This is a genomic window from Microbacterium sp., from assembly GCF_049650565.1.
Lineage (GTDB): Bacteria > Actinomycetota > Actinomycetes > Actinomycetales > Microbacteriaceae > Microbacterium.
On the sequence record NZ_JBASAK010000048.1, the window covers coordinates 1 to 18,244 of the forward strand.

At 69.6% G+C, this 18,244-nt stretch carries 16 protein-coding genes; 10 read left to right on the plus strand and 6 right to left on the minus strand.

From position 1 onward, the window contains the following. The coding region (locus WA967_RS09055; RefSeq protein ID WP_424421465.1) for an alcohol dehydrogenase catalytic domain-containing protein at window positions 1–362 on the minus strand (362 nt) is incomplete at its 3' end. A 19-nt stretch (window positions 363–381) separates the two neighbouring features. Further along, window positions 382–4,437: an ATP-dependent RNA helicase HrpA gene (hrpA, locus tag WA967_RS09060; protein WP_424421467.1), complete on the minus strand. Its 4,056-nt coding sequence runs from the start codon at window positions 4,435–4,437 to the stop codon at window positions 382–384. 60 nt (window positions 4,438–4,497) lie between these two features. Between hrpA and WA967_RS09065 the strand changes: the two genes are divergently transcribed. The 6 genes from WA967_RS09065 (at window position 4,498) to WA967_RS09090 (ending at window position 10,549) form a co-directional block, all read left to right on the plus strand. Next, on the plus strand, window positions 4,498–5,334 hold the full coding sequence (locus tag WA967_RS09065; protein WP_424421470.1) for an aldo/keto reductase: 837 nt from the start codon (window positions 4,498–4,500) through the stop codon (window positions 5,332–5,334). A 99-nt stretch (window positions 5,335–5,433) separates the two neighbouring features. Next, window positions 5,434–6,006: an FMN reductase gene (gene msuE / locus WA967_RS09070; RefSeq protein WP_424421473.1), complete on the plus strand. Its 573-nt coding sequence runs from the start codon at window positions 5,434–5,436 to the stop codon at window positions 6,004–6,006. 50 nt (window positions 6,007–6,056) lie between these two features. Further along, window positions 6,057–7,835, plus strand: coding sequence for a thioredoxin domain-containing protein (locus WA967_RS09075; RefSeq protein ID WP_424421476.1), 1,779 nt, complete (start codon window positions 6,057–6,059; stop codon window positions 7,833–7,835). A gap of 21 nt (window positions 7,836–7,856) precedes the next feature. Continuing rightward, the gene (locus WA967_RS09080) at window positions 7,857–7,982 is read left to right on the plus strand and encodes a hypothetical protein (protein WP_424421479.1); all 126 of its coding nucleotides are present in this window, start codon (window positions 7,857–7,859) and stop codon (window positions 7,980–7,982) included. Between the two features lie 181 nt (window positions 7,983–8,163). Continuing rightward, window positions 8,164–9,561, plus strand: a complete 1,398-nt coding sequence (locus tag WA967_RS09085) for an amino acid permease (RefSeq protein ID WP_424421481.1) — start codon at window positions 8,164–8,166, stop codon at window positions 9,559–9,561. Window positions 9,562–9,631: 70 nt separating this feature from the next. Further along, window positions 9,632–10,549 (plus strand): DUF808 domain-containing protein, encoded by a 918-nt coding sequence (locus WA967_RS09090; protein WP_424421483.1) that lies wholly within the window; start codon window positions 9,632–9,634, stop codon window positions 10,547–10,549. Between the two features lie 33 nt (window positions 10,550–10,582). On the opposite strand, the gene WA967_RS09095 is transcribed toward WA967_RS09090, so the two are convergent. Together WA967_RS09095 and WA967_RS09100 are read right to left on the minus strand one after the other, a co-directional pair. Continuing rightward, the gene (locus WA967_RS09095; RefSeq protein WP_424421485.1) at window positions 10,583–10,801 is read right to left on the minus strand and encodes a hypothetical protein; all 219 of its coding nucleotides are present in this window, start codon (window positions 10,799–10,801) and stop codon (window positions 10,583–10,585) included. Beyond that, entirely contained in the window at window positions 10,801–11,247 is a 447-nt protein-coding gene (locus WA967_RS09100; RefSeq protein WP_424421487.1) for an N-acetyltransferase family protein, read from the minus strand. Before WA967_RS09100 ends, WA967_RS09095 begins: the two co-directional genes overlap by 1 nt. 139 nt (window positions 11,248–11,386) lie before the next feature. On the opposite strand from WA967_RS09100, the gene WA967_RS09105 reads away from it, so the two are divergent. Beyond that, window positions 11,387–12,874, plus strand: a complete 1,488-nt coding sequence (locus WA967_RS09105; protein WP_424421490.1) for a DUF222 domain-containing protein — start codon at window positions 11,387–11,389, stop codon at window positions 12,872–12,874. Here WA967_RS09105 and WA967_RS09110 read toward each other — a convergent pair. Beyond that, on the minus strand, window positions 12,843–14,405 hold the full coding sequence (locus WA967_RS09110; protein WP_424421492.1) for a dolichyl-phosphate-mannose--protein mannosyltransferase: 1,563 nt from the start codon (window positions 14,403–14,405) through the stop codon (window positions 12,843–12,845). The two genes, WA967_RS09105 and WA967_RS09110, sit on opposite strands and share 32 nt — an antisense overlap. A gap of 22 nt (window positions 14,406–14,427) precedes the next feature. On the opposite strand from WA967_RS09110, the gene rsmI reads away from it, so the two are divergent. Then, window positions 14,428–15,243 (plus strand): 16S rRNA (cytidine(1402)-2'-O)-methyltransferase, encoded by an 816-nt coding sequence (gene rsmI, locus WA967_RS09115; protein WP_424421496.1) that lies wholly within the window; start codon window positions 14,428–14,430, stop codon window positions 15,241–15,243. Window positions 15,244–15,346: 103 nt separating this feature from the next. Here the strand turns inward: rsmI and WA967_RS09120 are convergent, their stop codons facing one another. Next, a complete protein-coding gene (locus WA967_RS09120) occupies window positions 15,347–15,601 on the minus strand; it encodes a hypothetical protein (protein WP_424421498.1) in 255 nt (84 codons plus the stop codon). Window positions 15,602–15,895: 294 nt separating this feature from the next. Between WA967_RS09120 and metG the strand changes: the two genes are divergently transcribed. After that, window positions 15,896–17,473, plus strand: coding sequence for a methionine--tRNA ligase (metG, locus tag WA967_RS09125; protein ID WP_424421501.1), 1,578 nt, complete (start codon window positions 15,896–15,898; stop codon window positions 17,471–17,473). Window positions 17,474–17,478: 5 nt separating this feature from the next. Beyond that, window positions 17,479–18,244 (plus strand): TatD family hydrolase (locus tag WA967_RS09130; protein WP_424421504.1); only part of this gene is annotated, 766 nt, incomplete at its 3' end.

Genomic DNA, 18,244 nt, shown 5'->3' on the forward strand with positions numbered 1-18,244 from the left:
GCCGCGCCTTCGGCGGAGGTGACGCCGTCCAGCAGCCGGGTGATATTGCCGACCGGCACGGCCAGCGCCGTCGCATACGTGCCGCGGGTGTCGCCGATCGCGACCCGCTCGCCGACGGCGTAGCCGCTCACGCCCTCGCCGATCGCGGTGATCGTGCCCGCGCCGTCGAAGCCGACGTGCCGCGGCTGGGTGATAGGAGGCAGCGGGCGGAGCCCTGAGCGCTGCTTGATGTCGATCGGGTTCACTCCCGCAGCCTCGATGCGCACGACCACCTCGCCGGGGCCGGCGACAGGGTCGGGCACCTCCACCAGCCGGAGCACGTCGGAGGAGCCGATTTCTGTGTGGACGATCGCGCGAGCCATGGATTCAGGCTAGCGCGGCTCAGGCCCCTGCGAGCGCCTTCATGATGCGCTGCGGCGAGACGGGCTGGGCGGTGCCCAGGCGCTGTGCGAACACGCTCACGCGATACTCCTCCAGCAGCCAGCGCACGTCGACCAGCGCCGCGGAGGCATCGGATGCCGGCGGGATCGTGCCGCCGGCATCCTCATATGCCTTCGCCATGCGCTCGAACTCCGTCATGCGGGTACGGTCCTTGCCGGGCTCGTTGGCCAGGGTCTTCAGCCGCTCCAGCATCCCGTCCAGGTACCGCGGCAGGTGCGCGAGGCGCTCCACGCCGGTCGTGGAGATGAAGCCCGGGCGGATGAGCCCGGCAAGTTGCGAGCGGATGTCGTTCAGCGGCCCCAGCAGGGCCAATGAGTTCTGCGACTTGATCCCGCGCTCCACCGCGCGGCTCTTGGTCAGGATGCCGGCGACCAGCGACACGCAGGAGAACAGGCTGTCCACCAGGGCCGCGTTCACGGCATCCCGTACCCGGCGGAACTCCGCCTCGGAACGGATCTGGGGCGTGGGGAGCGAAGCGTCGATCAACCCGCGCACCACGGCCGTACGCGCGTCCTCGATGAGGGCCGCCACGTTCTGGTACGGCGATGCCGCCAGCGCGAGCTTCTCCGCCGATGTCAGGTGGTTCTGCACGTAGGAGGCCGGGGAGGGGACGTTCAGCAGCACCAGCCGCAGCACGCCGTCGCGGGTGACGGATGTCGCCGCATCCGCCGTCGCCTCCAGCCGCACCGACACGCTCGCGCCGCGATCGACGATGGCGGGGTACCCGCGCACCACCCCGCCGGCGACCTTCGTGTCGAGCACCTCGGGCAGGTCGCCGAAGGTCCAGTCGGTGAGGTCGTCGCGCTCGCCCTTCGACAGGCTCAGGAACCCACTGCCGCGAGCCGATGCCGCGGCCACGGCATCCGGACGGGGCGGGGCCTTCCCCGGGCGCCCCTGCGCCGCGGCCGGTCGCGCGATGGACCGTGCCACGCTCTGCCGGGACCGGTCCGCCAGTCGCTGCTGCAGCGTCGCGAGATCCCGGTCGGAGCCCACCACGCGCCCGCGCTCGTCCACCGCGCGGAAGTTCATCCGCAGGTGCCCCGGCACCCGCTCGTCGTCGAAATCGGATGCCGAGACGCGCTGGTTGGCGATGGGCTGGATGAGTCTGGCCAGCGCGTCCTTCAGCGAGCGCTCTGGCACGCCGGTGTGCTTCTCGGGCCCTTCCTCGGACAGTTCGGCGCTGAGCTTCACAGCCCAGTCCGCGGCGGGCACGACGTGCCGGCGGATGGTCTTGGGCAGCGCTCGCAGCAGCGCCGTGATCAGCTCGTCGCGCAGACCCGGCACCTGCCAGTCGAAGCCGGTGTCGCGGATCTGCGCCAGCAGCGCCAGCGGCAGCACCACGCTGACGCCATCGTCCTCGGCGCCCGGGTCGAACCGGTACGCCAAGCCCAGCACTTGGTCGTTCTGCGTCCAGCGGGTGGGGAACTCCGACTGGTCGGCTCGGTCGTCGTCCTCGAGCAGGTCGCTCTCGCGCATGACCAGCAGCTTCGGCGTCTGGGCGAGCGCGTCGCGCCACCACTTCTCGAACGAGCGCACGTCGAACACCTCGTGCGGGATGCGCTCGTCGTAGAACGCGAACACGGTCTCATCGCCCGCCAGGATGTCACGGCGACGCTCGCGCTCCTCGAGCTTCTCCAGCCGGCGGCGCAGCTCCGCGTTGGCACGCCAGAACGCGCTGACGCGCTTGTCGATCCGCTGTGGGTCCCACTCGCCCTCCACCAGCGCGTGCCGGATGAACAGCTCCCTCGCGCCCGCGCGGTCGATGCGCGCGAATTGCACGCGCCGGCGCGGGATGATCTCCACCCCGAACAGCGTCACCTTCTCGAAGGCGACGGCAGCACCGGCATCCTTCGACCAGTGCGGCTCGGTGACCTGCCGCTTGGCCAGATCACCTGCCAGCGCCTCGGCCCAGGCCGGATCGATGGCGGCGACCGTGCGCGCGTAGGTGCGCGATGTCTCCACGACCTCGGCGGCCATCACGGCCTGCGGGGACTTCTTGCGCAGCCCCGATCCCGGGAAGATCGAGAAGCGGATGCCGCGTGCGCCGCGGTACTCGGCGACGCGGCGCTTCTCCCCCCTGGCGCGACCCTTCGACGAGCTGAGGGATCCGTTCTGCTTCGCCGCAGTGCGCTCGTCGAGGATGCCGATCTGCGACAGCAGGCCGGCCAGGATCGCGCGGTGGATGGCATCCGCGTCGGGACCTGACCCCTGATCTCCGGTTCCCTTGATCGCTGAGCCTGTCGAAGCGCCCCTCACCAGCGTCTTCAGCTGCCGGTGCACGTCGAACCACTCGCGTACGCGCACGTAGTTGAGGTGCTCGCTGCGGCACGTCCGCCGGAACGCGCTGGAGCCGAGCTCCTTCTGGCTCGTGCGCAGATGCTTCCACAGGTTCAGCAGCGTGAGGAAGTCACTGGTGGGGTCGACGAACCGCGCGTGCATCCGGTCGGCCTCGTCGCGGATCGACTGCGGAGCATCCGCGGAGGGACGCTCGCGCACATCCTGGATGGAGAGCCCCGCGACGATGGCCAGCACCTCCCGCAGGACGCCGGACGACGGCTTCGCGGCCTCGACCAGCATCCGGGCGAACCGCGGATCCATCGGCATCCGCGAGATGTCCCGACCGATCCGCGTCAGCCGCGGCGACTTATGGGTCCCTGAGCCTGTCGGAAGGTCGACCGCGCCGATCTCGGTGAGCAGATCGAGTGCGGCTTTCACGCCCCGGGAGTCCGGGGGAGTGAGGAACGGGAACGCCGTGATGTCGCCGAAGCCCAGCGACAGCATCTGCAGCACCACCGAGGCCAGCGACGTGCGCAGGATCTCGGGCTCGGTGAACTCCGGCCGCTTCTCGAAGTCGTCCTCGGAGTACAGCCGGATCGCGATGCCGTCGCTGGTGCGGCCGGCGCGTCCGGAGCGCTGATTCGCGGATGCCTGCGAGATGGCCTCGATGGGCAGGCGCTGCACCTTTGAGCGGGCGCTGTAGCGGGAGATGCGCGCGGTGCCCGCGTCGATCACGTACTTGATGCCGGGCACTGTGAGGCTGGTCTCGGCGACGTTGGTGGCCAGGATCACCCGGCGGCGGAGACCCGCGACCTTCGAGCGCTCGAACACCCGGTGCTGCTCGGCCGCCGACAGCCGGCCGTACAGCGGCAGCACCTCCACGGGCGCAGAGGTGGAGCGGTACGCGCCGCGCACGGCCTCGGCGGCATCCCGGATCTCGGCCTCGCCCGGCAGGAACACCAGCACGTCGCCGTTCGGCTCCCGATCCAGTTCGCGCAGCGCTGCGACGATGGCGGTGACCTCGTCCTCGGGTTCGGCGGACTTCGTGCCGGAACTCCGAGGATTCTGCCGGGAACCATTCGAGGGGGACGTGGGGAGCGAAGCGTCGGCATCGTCCACCAGCGGCCGGTACCGGATCTCCACCGGATACGTGCGCCCGGAGACCTCGATGACGGGCGCCGGAACACCCGCGGCATCCGCGAAGTGCGCGGCGAAGCTCTCCGGGTCGATGGTGGCCGAGGTGATGATGAGTTTCAGGTCCGGCCGCTCGGGCAGGATGCGGTGCAGGTATCCCAGCAGGAAGTCGACGTTCAGCGAGCGCTCGTGGGCCTCGTCGATGATGATCGTGTCGTAGCGGCGCAGGAGCCTGTCACGATGGATGTCGTTGAGCAGGATGCCGTCGGTCATCAGCGCGATGCGCGTGGCATCCGACACCTGATCGGTGAATCGCACCTTGTATCCGACCAGATCGCCGAGCTCGACGCCCAGCTCCTCTGACACGCGCTCGGCGATGGTGCGGGCGGCCAGGCGCCGAGGCTGGGTGTGCGCGATGTGCTCGCGCCCCAGTTCCAGGCAGATCTTCGGCAGCTGTGTGGTCTTTCCCGAGCCCGTGGCGCCCGCGACGATCACGACCTGGTGGTCGCGGATGGCTGTGGCGATCTCGTCCCGTGCCGCGGAGACGGGCAGCTCGGGCGGGTACGAGATCACGGGCGAAGACATAGCCCTCCATCGTACGACGGGACCGAGCCGCGTGTCGGACGCCCGCTCTAGGCTGGTTGCATGACGATTCCCACGGTTCGGTTCAATGACGGCAACAGCATCCCCCAGCTCGGATTCGGCGTCTTCAAGGTGCCCGCCGATGAGGCCGAGCGCGCCGTGACGATGGCGTTCGAAGCGGGCTACCGGCACATCGACACCGCCGCCATCTACGGCAACGAAGAGGGCGTGGGCGCCGCCATCGCGGCATCCGGCATCCCGCGCTCCGAGCTGTTCATCACCACCAAGCTCTGGAACGACCGTCACCACGACGACGAGCCCGATGCGGCCATCGCCGAGAGCCTGGAGAAGCTCGGTCTGGAGCAGGTCGACCTCTATCTCGTGCATTGGCCCACGCCCGCCAAGGACGACTACGAGCACGCGTGGGAGAAGATGATCGGCATCCGCGATCGGGGCCTGGCCCGCTCCATCGGCGTCTCCAACCATCTCGTGCCGCATCTGGAGCGCATCGTCGCCGCCACCGGTGTCGTCCCCGCCGTCGACCAGATCGAGCTGCACCCCGCGTACCAGCAGCGCGAGGTCACCGACTGGGCGGCCGCTCACGACGTGCGCATCGAGGCGTGGGGTCCGCTCGGTCAGGGCAAGTACGACCTGTTCGGCGCCGCTCCGGTAGCCGGCGCCGCCGCGGCGACCGGTCGCACTCCCGCCCAGGTCGTGCTGCGCTGGCACCTGCAGAAGGGGAACATCGTCTTCCCCAAGTCGGTGCACGAAGGCCGCATCCGCGAGAACCTCGACGTGTTCGGCTTCGAGCTCAGCGACGCGCAGATCGCCGCCATCGACGCTCTGGACCTCGGCGACGGCTCCGGCCGTGTGGGCTCCCACCCCGACGACGTCAACTGAACCGTGTCGGGTGGCGCCACATGACGCCGTGTTTCACCCGCATGACGCCCCGTGTCGCCTCCCGCGACGCGGGGCGCTCTGCTCGGTAGCGTCGGAACCATGTCAGCCCGCTATCACGTCGTCGCCGTCTCCGGATCCCTGCATGAGCCCAGCAAGACGACGGCGCTGCTGCGCGCCATCGCGGATGCCGTCGCCGCGCGCATCGACGTGGACGTGCGCGTGATCGAGCTGACCGAGATCGGCCCTGGTCTGGCGGGCGTGCTGCGCCGCGACGATCTGCCGGATGCCGTGGAGCAGCAGCTGCGCGCCATCGAGGACGCCGACCTGCTGATCGTCGGCAGCCCCGTGTACCGGGCGTCGTTCACCGGTCTCTTCAAGCACCTGTTCGACTTCATCGGCCAGTACGCGCTGGTCGGCAAGCCCGTGCTGCTGGCGGCCACCGGCGGCGGGGAACGGCACGCGCTGATCATCGAGCACCAGCTGCGCCCGCTGTTCGCGTTCTTCCAGGCGCTCACCCTGCCGCTGGGCGTCTACGCCAGCAACACCGATTTCGATGGCTACGAGATCGTCTCGCCGCAGATCCTCTCCCGCATCACCTTGGCCGCCGAGCGCGCGCTGCCGCTGGTGGGATACGCACCCGTGACGGACCCCCGCGCGCTCGCCGCGTTCTGACCGGCACCCGGCCGGCCCACGGCCCCCGACGCGCGGGTACGGTGGGTGCCATGACCAACCGGCTCGCCGAGACCCTCAGCCCGTATCTGCGCGCACACGCGGAGAACCCCGTCGACTGGCGGCCGTGGGGTGCGGAGGCGTTCGAGGAGGCCGCGCGGCGCGGCGTGCCCGTGATGATCTCCATCGGCTACTCCACCTGCCACTGGTGCCATGTGATGGCCCGCGAGTCGTTCAGCGACGAGACGACGGCAGCGCAGATCAACGACGGGTTCGTGGCCGTCAAGGTGGATCGCGAGGAGCATCCGGAGGTCGACGCCGCATTCATGGCCTCAGCGTCCGCCTTCACCCAGAACCTGGGCTGGCCGCTGACGGTGTTCACCACGCCGCAGGGAGGCACCTTCTACGCCGGCACGTACTGGCCCGACGAGGCTCGCGGTGGCACGCCCGCGTTCCGCGACGTGCTCACGGCCGTGCGCGAGGCGTGGACCGAGCGGCACGACGAGGTGCTGGCGTCGGCGGATGCCGTGGCCGAGGCGCTGCGCGCGGCCGCGCGTCAGCCGGAGTCGCGGCTGCCGGACTCCGGCGCGCTGCGGTCGGCCGCCGAGTCGATCACCGGCCGCGAGGATCACGAGTTCGGCGGCTTCGGCGGTGCGCCGAAGTTCCCGATGGCCACCGCGCTGCGGTTCCTGCAGCATCCGGTGGCGGACGGAGCCGATGCCGTGGAGCGGGCGTTGGACGCGATGGCCGGCTCCGAGCTGCTGGACCCGATCGATGGAGGGTTCTTCCGTTACGCCACGCAGCGGAACTGGACCGTGCCGCACTACGAGCGGATGCTGACCGACAACGCGCAGCTGATGCAGGTGGCGCTGGATGCCGGGCGCGCGGACATCGTCGAGGGGATCGCGGTCTTCCTGCTGAACGTGCTGCGGCGCGACGGCGGGGCGTTCGGCGCCGCGCAGGACTCGGAGTCGTGGATCGACGGGAAGCGGAACGAGGGCGGTTATTACCGTCGGGACGCCGCGGGCCGGGCCGAGCTGGAGCCGCCGGCCGTGGACGGCAAGGTGCTCACGGGCTGGAACGGCCTCGCCATCGGCGCGCTGGCACGGGCCGGTGCCGTGCTGGGTGTTCCGGAGTGGATCGAGGCCGCCGAGGCCGCCGCCACGCACGTGCTGAGCGTGAACCGTGCCGAGGACGGCTCGCTGGTGCGCTCGTCGCTCGACGGGGTGGCGGCGGATGCCGTGGCCACCCAGGCCGACCTGGGGCTGCTGGCCGACGGCCTGCTGGCGCTGGGAGTGGCGTCGGGAGATGCGACCTGGGCCACCCGCGGCCTGGAGGTGCTGGCGATGAGCCCCGGGCAGGATCCGGTGCTCACCGCGCAGGGCATCGTCCGTGGTGCCGACGACGGCGACGGCGATCTGCCCTCGGGGCCCGCGGCTGCGGCATCCGCTCACCTGACCGCCTGGCTGCTGGGCGCGGGGGAGGACCACCGCTCGCACGCCGAACAGCTCACTGCCGGTGTGGCCGGGCGAGCGCTCGCGCATCCCATCGCGTACGGATCGATCCTGCGCGTCGCGGCGGGGCTGTCCGTGCCGCCGCGGCAGGTGGTGGCCGTGGTCTCGTCGCGAGAGGGCGGGCTCGCGGATGCCGCGCTCGAGGCCGACGCCGATGTGATCGCCGTCGTGACACCCGCGCAGGCGAAGGAGTTCGCGGATGCCGGGTTCGAGCTGTTCGCGGGCCGCGACGTCTCCGACGGCGTGGTCTACGACTGCCGCGACTTCGTGTGCCTGCTGCCGGCCGCCGAGCCGCGGGAATTCGCCCGGGCGCGCTGAGTCGCGATCTCGCGCACGCGCGTGAGCGCCGGGCAGCGGCACCCGGATGCCGCGCGGAAGGCCGCGGGAGCCTTCGTCGACGCATCCGTCGGCCTCAGCCTGCGCGAGGCGCTCGGCGCGATTCGCGCGGCACAGGAGATGCAATGACGCCGATGAGACGCGCTTGGCATTCTGAGCAGTGTCGAGGCGCGCATCCGATCCTCGGTGCGCAACGTGCACGTGCCGCGGCGAGCAGATTGGCACCGCGCGGTCGCGCGTTCTAGGGTTGCGCTTCGGAGTGACTGTCCGTCCGGGCCGGCTCCGCGAAAGGACGAGGAGGTCCCTGCCTGTGACCGAGGTTCCCACGATCACGACCACCACCCCGGGTCTGCATCCCGGCCTCACCCGCCGGCAGATCTCCATGATGGGCCTGGGCGGCGCGATCGGCGCCGGGCTGTTCGTCGGCTCCGGCGAGGCCATCAGCATCGCCGGTCCCGCCGTGCTGGTGTCGTACCTGGTCGCGGGCACCATCGTCATCCTGGTCATGTCGATGCTGGCCGAGATGGTCGCCGCGCATCCCAGCTCGGGCGCGTTCAGCTCGTTCGCACAGCGGGCGATGGGCCGCAGCGCCGGCAGCGCGGTGGGCTGGCTGTACTGGATCCAGCTGGTCGTGGTGATCGCCGCCGAGGCCACCGGGGCTGCGGGGATCGTGGCCGGCTGGACGCCCGGATTCCCCGCCTGGGCGTGGGTGCTCGTGTTCGTCGCCGCGCTGACCGCCGTGAACCTGTTCGGCGTGCGCAACTACGGCCGGTTCGAGTTCTGGTTCGCCGCCATCAAGGTGTTCGCGATCATCGCCTTCCTCGTGGTCGGTGCGTGCGCCATCCTCGGGGTCATCCCGAATGTTCCGGCCGTCGGCTTCGGCAACCTCTTCGCCCACGGCGGCTTCGTGCCGCAGGGCATCGCCGGCGTGGCGGCGGCCGTGCTCATCGTGGTGTTCGCGTTCGGCGGCACCGAGGTCGTGGCCATCGCCGCCGCGGAGTCCGACGACCCGGCGAACAACATCCGTCGCATCGTGCGCGAGGTGATGGTGCGCATCCTCATCTTCTACCTGGGCTCGATCCTCGTGATCGTCGCCGTGCTCCCGTGGGATTCCCCGGAGGTCAAGGTCGGCCCGTTCTCGGCCGTGCTGGCGACCCTGCACCTGCCGGGCGTCGACCTGGTGATGTCGGGCATCGTCGTGCTGGCGCTGCTGTCGGCCATGAACGCCAACATCTACGGCGCCTCGCGAATGGCGTACTCGCTGGGCGAGCGCGGGCTCGCACCTCTCGCAGCCATCCGCACCAGCGAGAAGGATGTGCCGTATGTGGCGGTGCTGGCGTCGGTGGCGTTCGGATTCGTGTCGGTCATCATCAATTGGGCGATCCCGCAGGACGTACTGGGCGTGCTGCTGAACATCGTCGGCTCCACGGTGATCGTGATCTGGACGGCCACCGCTATTTCGCAGATCGTCCTGCGCGCCCGCGCCGATCGCAGCGGCGAGCCGATGCCCATGCGCATGTGGGGCTTCCCCTGGCTGTCGTGGGCCTGCCTCGTGCTGCTGGCCGGCGTGATCGCCATGGCCATGATCGACCCCGCCGCGCGTATGCAGCTGCTGCTGACGATCGGGCTGACGTCGGCGCTGCTGGTGGGTGCGCGACTCACGCGCGGCTCGTCGCGGCCCGGTGTTCTGCGGGTGCCTCGGAAGTAGCATCCGCTAGCGTTGCGGAAGGCCCGCGCATCCGGTCGGCCGCACACGATCCCGATTCCGGAGGGACCGCATGTCCGTAGGTCTGCTCGCCGTCGTGGACGACATCATCAGTGCCGCCGTCAAGGCGTCGGCCAAGGCCGCGGGAGTGGTGATCGATGATGCCGCCGTCACCCCGCAGTACGTTCAGGGCCTGACCCCGGCGCGCGAGCTGCCGGTGGTGGGGAGGATCGCCCTGGGCTCGATCGCGAACAAGTTCGCGATCATCATCCCCGTCGCGCTGCTGCTGACGGCGTTCGCGCCGTGGGTGCTGCCGTACCTGCTGATCGTCGGCGGCACGTACCTGTGCTTCGAGGGCGCGGAGAAGGTGCTGGAGTGGTTCGGCTTCGCACATGGTCACGGAGACGAGGGGGAGCGAGACGAGAAGCGGCTGGTGCGGGGTGCTATCCGCACCGACCTGATCCTGTCGACGGAGATCATGCTCATCTCCCTCGCGAATCTCGACCCCGACCTGGGCATCTGGCAGACCCTCGGGGTGCTGGCCGTGATCGCGGTGATCATGACCGGCGTGGTGTACGGCGCCGTCGCTCTGCTGGTGAAGATCGATGACATCGGCCTGCGGATGGCGAAGAATCCGGTGCGTCGCGTCCGGCACAGCGGCACGCGGATCGTGCGGTCGATGCCTGCGGTGTTCCGCGTGATCAGCGTGGTCGGCACCGTGGCGATGCTCTGGGTCGGCGGCCATCTGATCCTCGTCAACCTCGGCGACGTCGGCCTGGCCGGGCCCGCGGAGCTGCTGTACGGCGTGGAGGAGCTGCTGGCACCGCTCGGCGGGATCGTCACCTGGATCGGAGGCACGGCGTTCTCGGCCGTGGCCGGGTTGGTCGTCGGACTGGTCATCGTCGGCGTGGTGCTGGGGCTGGCGCGGATGCGGGGGAAGCGGTCGGACCTGAACGAGGGGCGTCGCGTCGAGGAATCTGTCGGGGGCTGAGGTTTCAGCTGTGGTGCGCTCGGGACAGTGCGATCAGCCCTTGTTGCGCGGCTGTCGGCGGGCGGCGCGCTCGTTGCCGCGGCGGTAGTCGCCGGTCAGTCGCGCCATGAGCAGCTGCGAATCCTCGGTCTCGACGCGTGCGAGGAAGTCCGCCGCTTTCGCACCGCGCAGCGTCGCCGCGCGGATGCCGTGATGCAGGATGACGACCTCGTCGCCGCGGACGCGGTACTCGAAGCCGCTCGGAGCGGGCATCAGGCGGTTCTGATCTGGTATTGGATCAGACCGGTGCGCGTGGACACGCGGTCGTACAGCATCCGCGCGGCGTGGTTGGTCTCGGCGGTGAGCCAGTACACCTTGGCAGATCCGTGCTGCTCGGCCCAGGTGCGGACATGCTCGATGAGTGCCGCGCCGGTGCCGCTGCCGCGGGCATCGGGTGCGACGAACAGGTCCTCGAGGTAGCAGTAATCGGTCGTGGTCCACGTGGCCGGATGTGTCAGCCAGTGCACGATGCCGATGGCCGTGCCGTCGTCGTCGCGCGCGATGGCGCCGTGCAGGCCCAATGCCGGATCAGTCAGCCGCTCGAACGTCACGGTGATCGTCTCCTCGTCGAGCTCGGTCTCGTAGAAATCGAGGTACCCGCACCACAGGTCGAGCCACTCGTCGTGGTCGGCAGGTGTCAGCGGCGTGATCGTGGTCATGCGTTGAGGGTATTCGATCGGTTCGGACCGTCGGGCCTTGCGGTCTCGGATCTGCCGCGGGAAATTGACTTCAACCTGGGGTTTAAACTTTGCATCGTATGGATGTTCGAATGTCGGTGACTCTCGGTTGAATGGAGGTATGGACGGCATCGTCGATCGGCTGGAGAGGCTGCAGTGGGAGCTCGCTGCGGCGGTCGCCGGCGCGTTCGACGGAGAGCAGATCGAGGGTCTGTCGGATGCGGAGCTGATGCGGCTGCTGGATGCCGTAGGCGGCGTGCAGCGCAGCATCGACGGGGTGCTGGTCGAGGCGACCGTTCAGGTGCGCGGTCGGTCCGAGGGCTTGCGCGGGGAGCGGATGACGACGTCGTACGGATGCTCGCATCCCGTGGACCTGCTGGAACTGGCCCTGCGGGTGGATCGGCGCGCTGCGTCTCGGCTCGTGAAGGCTGCGTCGTCGACGCGCAGGACGCGGGGGATGACGGATGCCGCGCTCCAGCCTGCCCGATTCGACCGGCTGAGGGAGGCGCTGAACGACGGCGCGATCGGGATGGACGGCTTCCTGGCCGCCGTCGCGCCGATCGAGGGGGCCAAGCGCAGGCTGAGCGCGGATGCCGTGCAGGAAGCCGACGCGCAACTGGCCGCATTCGCCCGAGGAATCGCCCCGGACGGTGCCGTCCCCGCCGGCGGGACAGCGCCGGCGCCGACACCGGCGGAGCTGGCGCAGTTCTCGCAGGTGCTCGCCGCCTACCTCGATCCCGATGGCGCGGAGCCGACGGACGCGGTCGCCTCCCGGGAGCGGGGGCTGTGGGTCGGGCGCCTTCGGGACGGGCAGGTTCCGATCCGCGGGAGCCTGCTGCCTGAGGTTGCGGCTCAGCTGAATCGGTTGATGGACGCGCTGCTGAACCCGCGCGTGGAGCCGGTGGCAGTGCCGGAGGGCGTGCATTTCGAGGACTCCGAGCCGGAGGACAGCACGGACGACGACCGCGTGTACGACGGCGATGGGCTGACCCCGCTGGACGACAGAACACGCCCGCAGAAGATGCACGATGCGTTCGCGACGATCCTCGGCGCCGCGGCCCGCGGCGGGGAGCTTCCCGACGTGGGCGGGGCGGCCCCGACGCTGGTCGTCACTGTGCGGGCATCCGACTATCTGACCGGCCACGGCTGGGCGGGCGTCGCGGGTCCGGACGGCGACAGCATGCCCGTCCCGATCCGGGTCGCCGCACAGACGGGATGCGCCGGCGGCATCCAGCGGGTGCTGTTCGATGAGCGCGGCAGGATCGTGGGCCTCGGCACGTCAGGGCGGATCTTCACCGCGCTCCAGCGTCGGGCGATCGTCGCACGGGATGGCGGCTGCGTGATCCCGGGGTGCACGATCCCGGCAACGTGGTGCGAGATCCATCACGTTCAGGAGCACTCGGCAGGCGGTCCGACGCACACCGACAACGGGGTGTCACTGTGCTGGCACCACCACCGCACCCTGCACGTGTCCGAATGGCAGCTCCGCATGAGATCCGGGGTGCCTGAGATACGCGGCCCCGTCTGGTGGGACCGGAAGCGGGCATGGAGACCCGCGAATCGGAGACGGGAGCGGGCTAGATCCAGCCCGGGATCCAGTTGTGGATGAGCCAGAACTCATAGGGCACGCTCATCCCGGTCCACAGCGGGTAGTAGAACACTGAGAGCACGGTCACCGCGCACACGAACACGACCACGGTGCGCTGTCCGGACTGCCTGCGGTGCAGCGGTGCGCTCCGTCCGGCCAGTTCACGCAGCGCGACCGCGAGCCCGATCACGAGGAACGGCATCATGGCGATCGTGTAGAACTGGAAGATCGTACGGTTTCCGACCAGAAGCCACGGCACGTAGGTGGCGATGAGCCCCACCAGCGGGAACGTCAGTGCGGGGCCGACAGGTTTCCGGTCGATCAGGCCGCGCACGAACCTGTACAGCAGGTAGATCGCCGCCGCCATGCTCGCGTACCAGATCAACGGGTTCGGGATCGACGTGACCACCGCGATGCAGTGGTCCGTGCCGCATCCGCTCGGCTTGGAGTCCACCCAGATCGCCGTCGGGCGCAGCAGCAGCGGCCACTGCCAGGCCGGGCTCGCGTACGGATGCGGGCTGACCAGACCCGTGTGGAACGCCAGGATCGCCTCGTGATACTTCCACAGGCCGACCAGGGGATTCGCATCCGCCTGCCGGTCGTACCCACCTGTCGTGACCAGCCATCCCGTCCACGAGACGAGGTACGTCACCAGTGCAGGTCCCACCGCCAGCACGAAGGATGCCAGGCCCTGCCGGAACGCGGCGTCCGTCGGCCACAGTGCGATTCCCGCTCGTCGCCTGGCCAGCGCGTCGGTGACGACGACGTACAGGCCGTACACGGCCAGCGCGTACAGCCCCGACCACTTCACGGCGGATGCCGCGCCGAACGCCACACCGGCGGCGATCAGCCACGGCCGTGCCCAGAGCACGGGGCCGTACATGCGGGGCAGAGCGTCCTCATCGTCCTCCGCGCCGACGGCCGCCAGCAGCGGCATCGTGCGCCGTCGGTCCAGCAGTACGAAGAGCACACCCAGCAGGATGAAGAAGGTGAGGATGCCGTCCAGCAGGGCGATCCTGCTCAGCACGATTCCGAGCCCGTCGATGGCCAGCAGGCCGCTGGAGAGCGCGGCGATGGTGCGTGAGCGCGTCAGCACCCGCGCGACCAGGTAGACCAGCAGCACGGTGAGCGTGCCGAGGATCGCGCTCGTGATCCGCCAGCCGAAGCTCGACCCGGGCCCGAACGCGGCCATGCCCAGCGCGATGATCCACTTGCCCAGCGGCGGATGCACCACGAACGAGCCGGTCTTCTCCATGGCGGAGTAGTCGCCGGTGGGCAGCTGCGCGTCGGCGCCGTCGCCCCACTTCGCTTCGTAGCCGAGGTTCCACAGCGACCAGGAGTCCTTGACGTAGTACGTCTCGTCGAACATGATCTCGTGCGGGTGGGACAGGTTCACGATGCGCAGCGCCGCCGCCAGCAGCGTGATGAGCGTGGGCACCAGCCAGCCCAGCATCCGCATCGTGGCGGGGTTCGCCGCCGTGCGTTCGCGCAGCCGCTCCCACAGCGTCCCCCGCTCGTCCAACGGCGGCAGCAGGGAGGCGGGCGAGGTCACCTGCTCAGCCTAAGCTGAACGGGTGATCATCCTCGCGGCGACTCCGATCGGCAATCTGCGCGACGCGTCGCGACGCCTCATCGAGGTGCTCGAGAACGCCGAGATCGTCGCCGCCGAGGACACCCGTACCACGCAGAGCCTGATGCGGGCGCTGAACATCGAGAACCGTCCGCGCATGATCGCGCTGCACGACCACAACGAGAAGCACAAGGCCGCCGAGCTCGCAGAATTGGCCTCGGAGCACGACATCGTCATGGTCAGCGACGCCGGGATGCCGGCTGTCAGCGACCCGGGCTATGGGTTGGTCGTCGCCGCTGTCGAACGCGGCGTGACGGTCACCGCGATCCCCGGCCCCAGCGCCGTGCTCATGGCGCTGGCCATCTCGGGGATGCCCACCGACAGGTTCACGTTCGAGGGGTTCCTGCCCCGCAAGCCCGCCGAGCGGCGCTCCACGCTGACTGCGCTGGCATCTGAACCACGCACCATGGTCTTCTTCGAGGCGCCCGGCCGCCTGGCGTCGTCGCTGGCAGACATGGGCACGGCCTTCGGCGCCGACCGTCGCATCGCCGTGTGCCGCGAGCTCACCAAGCTCTACGAGGAGGTGCGCCGCGGGACGGCATCCGAGTTGGTCGAGTGGGCCGAGCAGGGCGTGAAGGGCGAGATCGTCGTGGTGGTGTCCGGCGCCGGGCCCGTGGAGGTCTCGATCGAGGCCGCGGTCGCCCAGGTGCAGGCGCTGGTCGCCTCCGGCATCCGCCTGAAGGACGCCTGCGCCGAAGTCTCCGCCGCGACCGGCCTGAGCTCCCGCGACCTCTACCAGCAGGCGCTCGCCGCCCGATGACTCTCGTCGACAGCACCGGACCACGACGAATGCGCAGCGTCTTCGTGCGAACGGCCCGTGCGCTCGGCGACATCCCGTGCTTTCGACGGGAGATAGGGGCTGATCACCTCCGCCGCTCGATGGCGACGCGGACGATGCGGTAGACGGCGAGCGCGGTGAGCAATGCGCAGAAGACCAAGACGATGACCACTCCCGGCCCGAGCTGCGGTCCGGTCGTGCAGTAGCTCGCCGTGCCAGCGCCGTCATGGGCGTCCATGCAGTATCCGCTCTGCATCCCGAGCGAGAGGAACGCCATGACGGGCGCCACGATCACCAGTACGATCCACGGCCACAGTGCCGTCCGCTCCCCGGCGTCCATGCCCCACAGCATCCCACCCGCGCGCGCTTCGCACGGGGATGTGCACCGAACGCGGCCGAATCGTCACCATCCGTCCGCGCGAAGCGCACTTCTCCGCGCCAGGAGCCCGCACCTCGATCCGAACGTGGAGGGTGGGAGGACGTTCCCGGAGCGAGCATCGGGGAGGAGCGGAGCGGAGGGGTCCCCGCTCTGCGAGCGAAAGGAACGTCCGCATGCCCGGCCCAGCAACAAGGACCCAACGAGCAGGAGTCACGCGAAAAACCCGCATCCCTGATCCCGCCTAGAATCGAGAGCATGCCCGCAGGCGAATCGTTCTACATCACCACGCCGATCTACTACCCCAGCGACGTGCCGCACATCGGCCACGGCTACACGTCCGTCGCCGTGGACACGCTCGCGCGCTGGCACCGCCAGTCCGGCGATGACACCTGGATGCTGACCGGCACCGACGAGCACGGCCAGAAGATGCTCCGCGCCGCCGCGGCCAACAACGTCACGCCGCAGGAGTGGGTGGACAAGCTGGTCGGGGAGAGCTGGTTCCCGCTGCTGGAGACGCTCGAGGTCGCCAACGACGACTTCATCCGCACCACGCAGGAGCGCCATGAGCGCAGCGTGCAGCTGTTCTTCCAGAAGCTGTACGACGCGGGCTACATCTACGCCGGCGAGTATGAGGCGCTGTACTGCGTGGGCTGTGAGGAGTTCAAGCCCGAGTCCGAGATCGTCGACGGCACCGGACCCTTCGAGGGGCTGAAGGTCTGCGCGATCCACTCCAAGCCGCTGGAGCTGCTGCAGGAGAAGAACTACTTCTTCAAGCTCAGCGAGTTCGGCGACCGCCTGCTGGAGCTGTACAAGACCCAGCCGGACTTCGTGCGCCCGGACTCGGCGCGCAACGAGGTCGTCTCCTTCGTCAGCCAGGGTCTGAAGGACCTGTCCATCTCCCGGTCGACGTTCGACTGGGGCATCCCGCTGCCGTGGGACGAGACGCATGTCATCTACGTGTGGGTGGATGCGCTGCTGAACTACGCCACGGCCATCGGCTACGGCTCCGACCAGGAGAACTTCGACCGCCGCTGGCCCGGCTACCACGTGGTCGGCAAGGACATCCTGCGCTTCCACGCCGTCATCTGGCCGGCCATGCTCATGGCCGCAGGGCTCGAGGTGCCCAAGGGCGTGTTCGCGCACGGCTGGCTGCTGGTCGGCGGCGAGAAGATGTCCAAGTCCAAGCTCACCGGCATCGCGCCCACCGAGATCACCGACGTGTTCGGCGCCGACGCGTACCGCTTCTACTTCCTCTCGGCCATCGCCTTCGGCCAGGACGGCTCGTTCTCGTGGGAGGACCTGTCGGCCCGCTACCAGGCCGAGCTCGCCAACGGCTTCGGCAACCTGGCCTCGCGCACCATCGCGATGATCGAGAAGTACTTCGGCGGCGTCGTTCCCGAGGCATCCGACTACACCGACGGCGATCTCGCGATCCAACGCACGGTGGCGGAGGCCGTGGCCAAGGCGGATGCCGCGATCGAGGTGTTCCGGATCGACGAGGCCATCCATGCCATCTGGACCATCGTGGACGCGCTCAATCACTACATCACCGAGAACGAGCCGTGGGCTCTGGCTCGCGATGAGGGTCAGCGTGCGCGCCTCGGCACCGTGCTGTACACCTGCGCCGAGGGCCTGCGGGCGCTCGCCGTGCTGCTCTCGCCGGTGATGCCGGAGTCCACCGCCAAGCTGTGGAGCGCGCTGGGCGTGCAGGACTCGCTGGGCGACCTGACCGCGCAGCCGCTGCGCGAGGCCGGCACCTGGGGCATCCTCAAGCCCGGCACCACGGTCGCGGCGCTCGCGCCGCTGTTCCCGCGCGTGGAGCAGACCGCATAACGGACATGTCCGACACCTACGTGCACGAGCGCTCGAAGAAGGGGCGCAAGGATCTGAGCTATCCGGCGCTGCCGGAGCCGCTCGCGGTGCCCGTGTACGACAACCACTGCCACCTGGAGATCACCGACGGCGTCGAACCGCTGTCCCTGCACGAGCAGCTGGACCGCGCCGGTGCCGTCGGGATCGCCGGGGTCGTGCAGGCGTCCGGCGACATCGAGTCCTCGCGGTGGGCGGTGGATGCCGCCGAGTCCGACCCGCGCGTGCTGGCGGCCGTGGCCATCCACCCCAACGACGCCCCGACCTACAGGGCCGAGGGCCGACTGGACGAGGCCATCGCCGTCATCGACGAGCTCGCCGCGCACCCGCGCACACGCGCCATCGGCGAGACCGGGCTGGACTACTTCCGCACCGACGAGCCCGGCCGTCCGGCGCAGCACGAGTCGTTCGAGGCGCACATCTCGCTGGCGAAGAAGCATGGCATCGCCATGCAGATCCACGACCGCGACGCGCATGACGACGTGCTCGAGACGCTGTCCCGCGTGGGTGCCCCCGAGAGGACCGTGTTCCACTGCTTCTCCGGCGATGCCGGGATGGCACGCGTGGCGGCGCATGCCGGCTACTGGCTGTCCTTCGCCGGCAACCTCACGTTCAAGAACGCACCCAACCTGCGTGAGGCGCTGCACATCACGCCCCTGGACCGCATCCTGGTGGAAACGGATGCCCCGTTCCTGACTCCCGTGCCGCTGCGCGGCCGTCCCAATGCCCCCTACC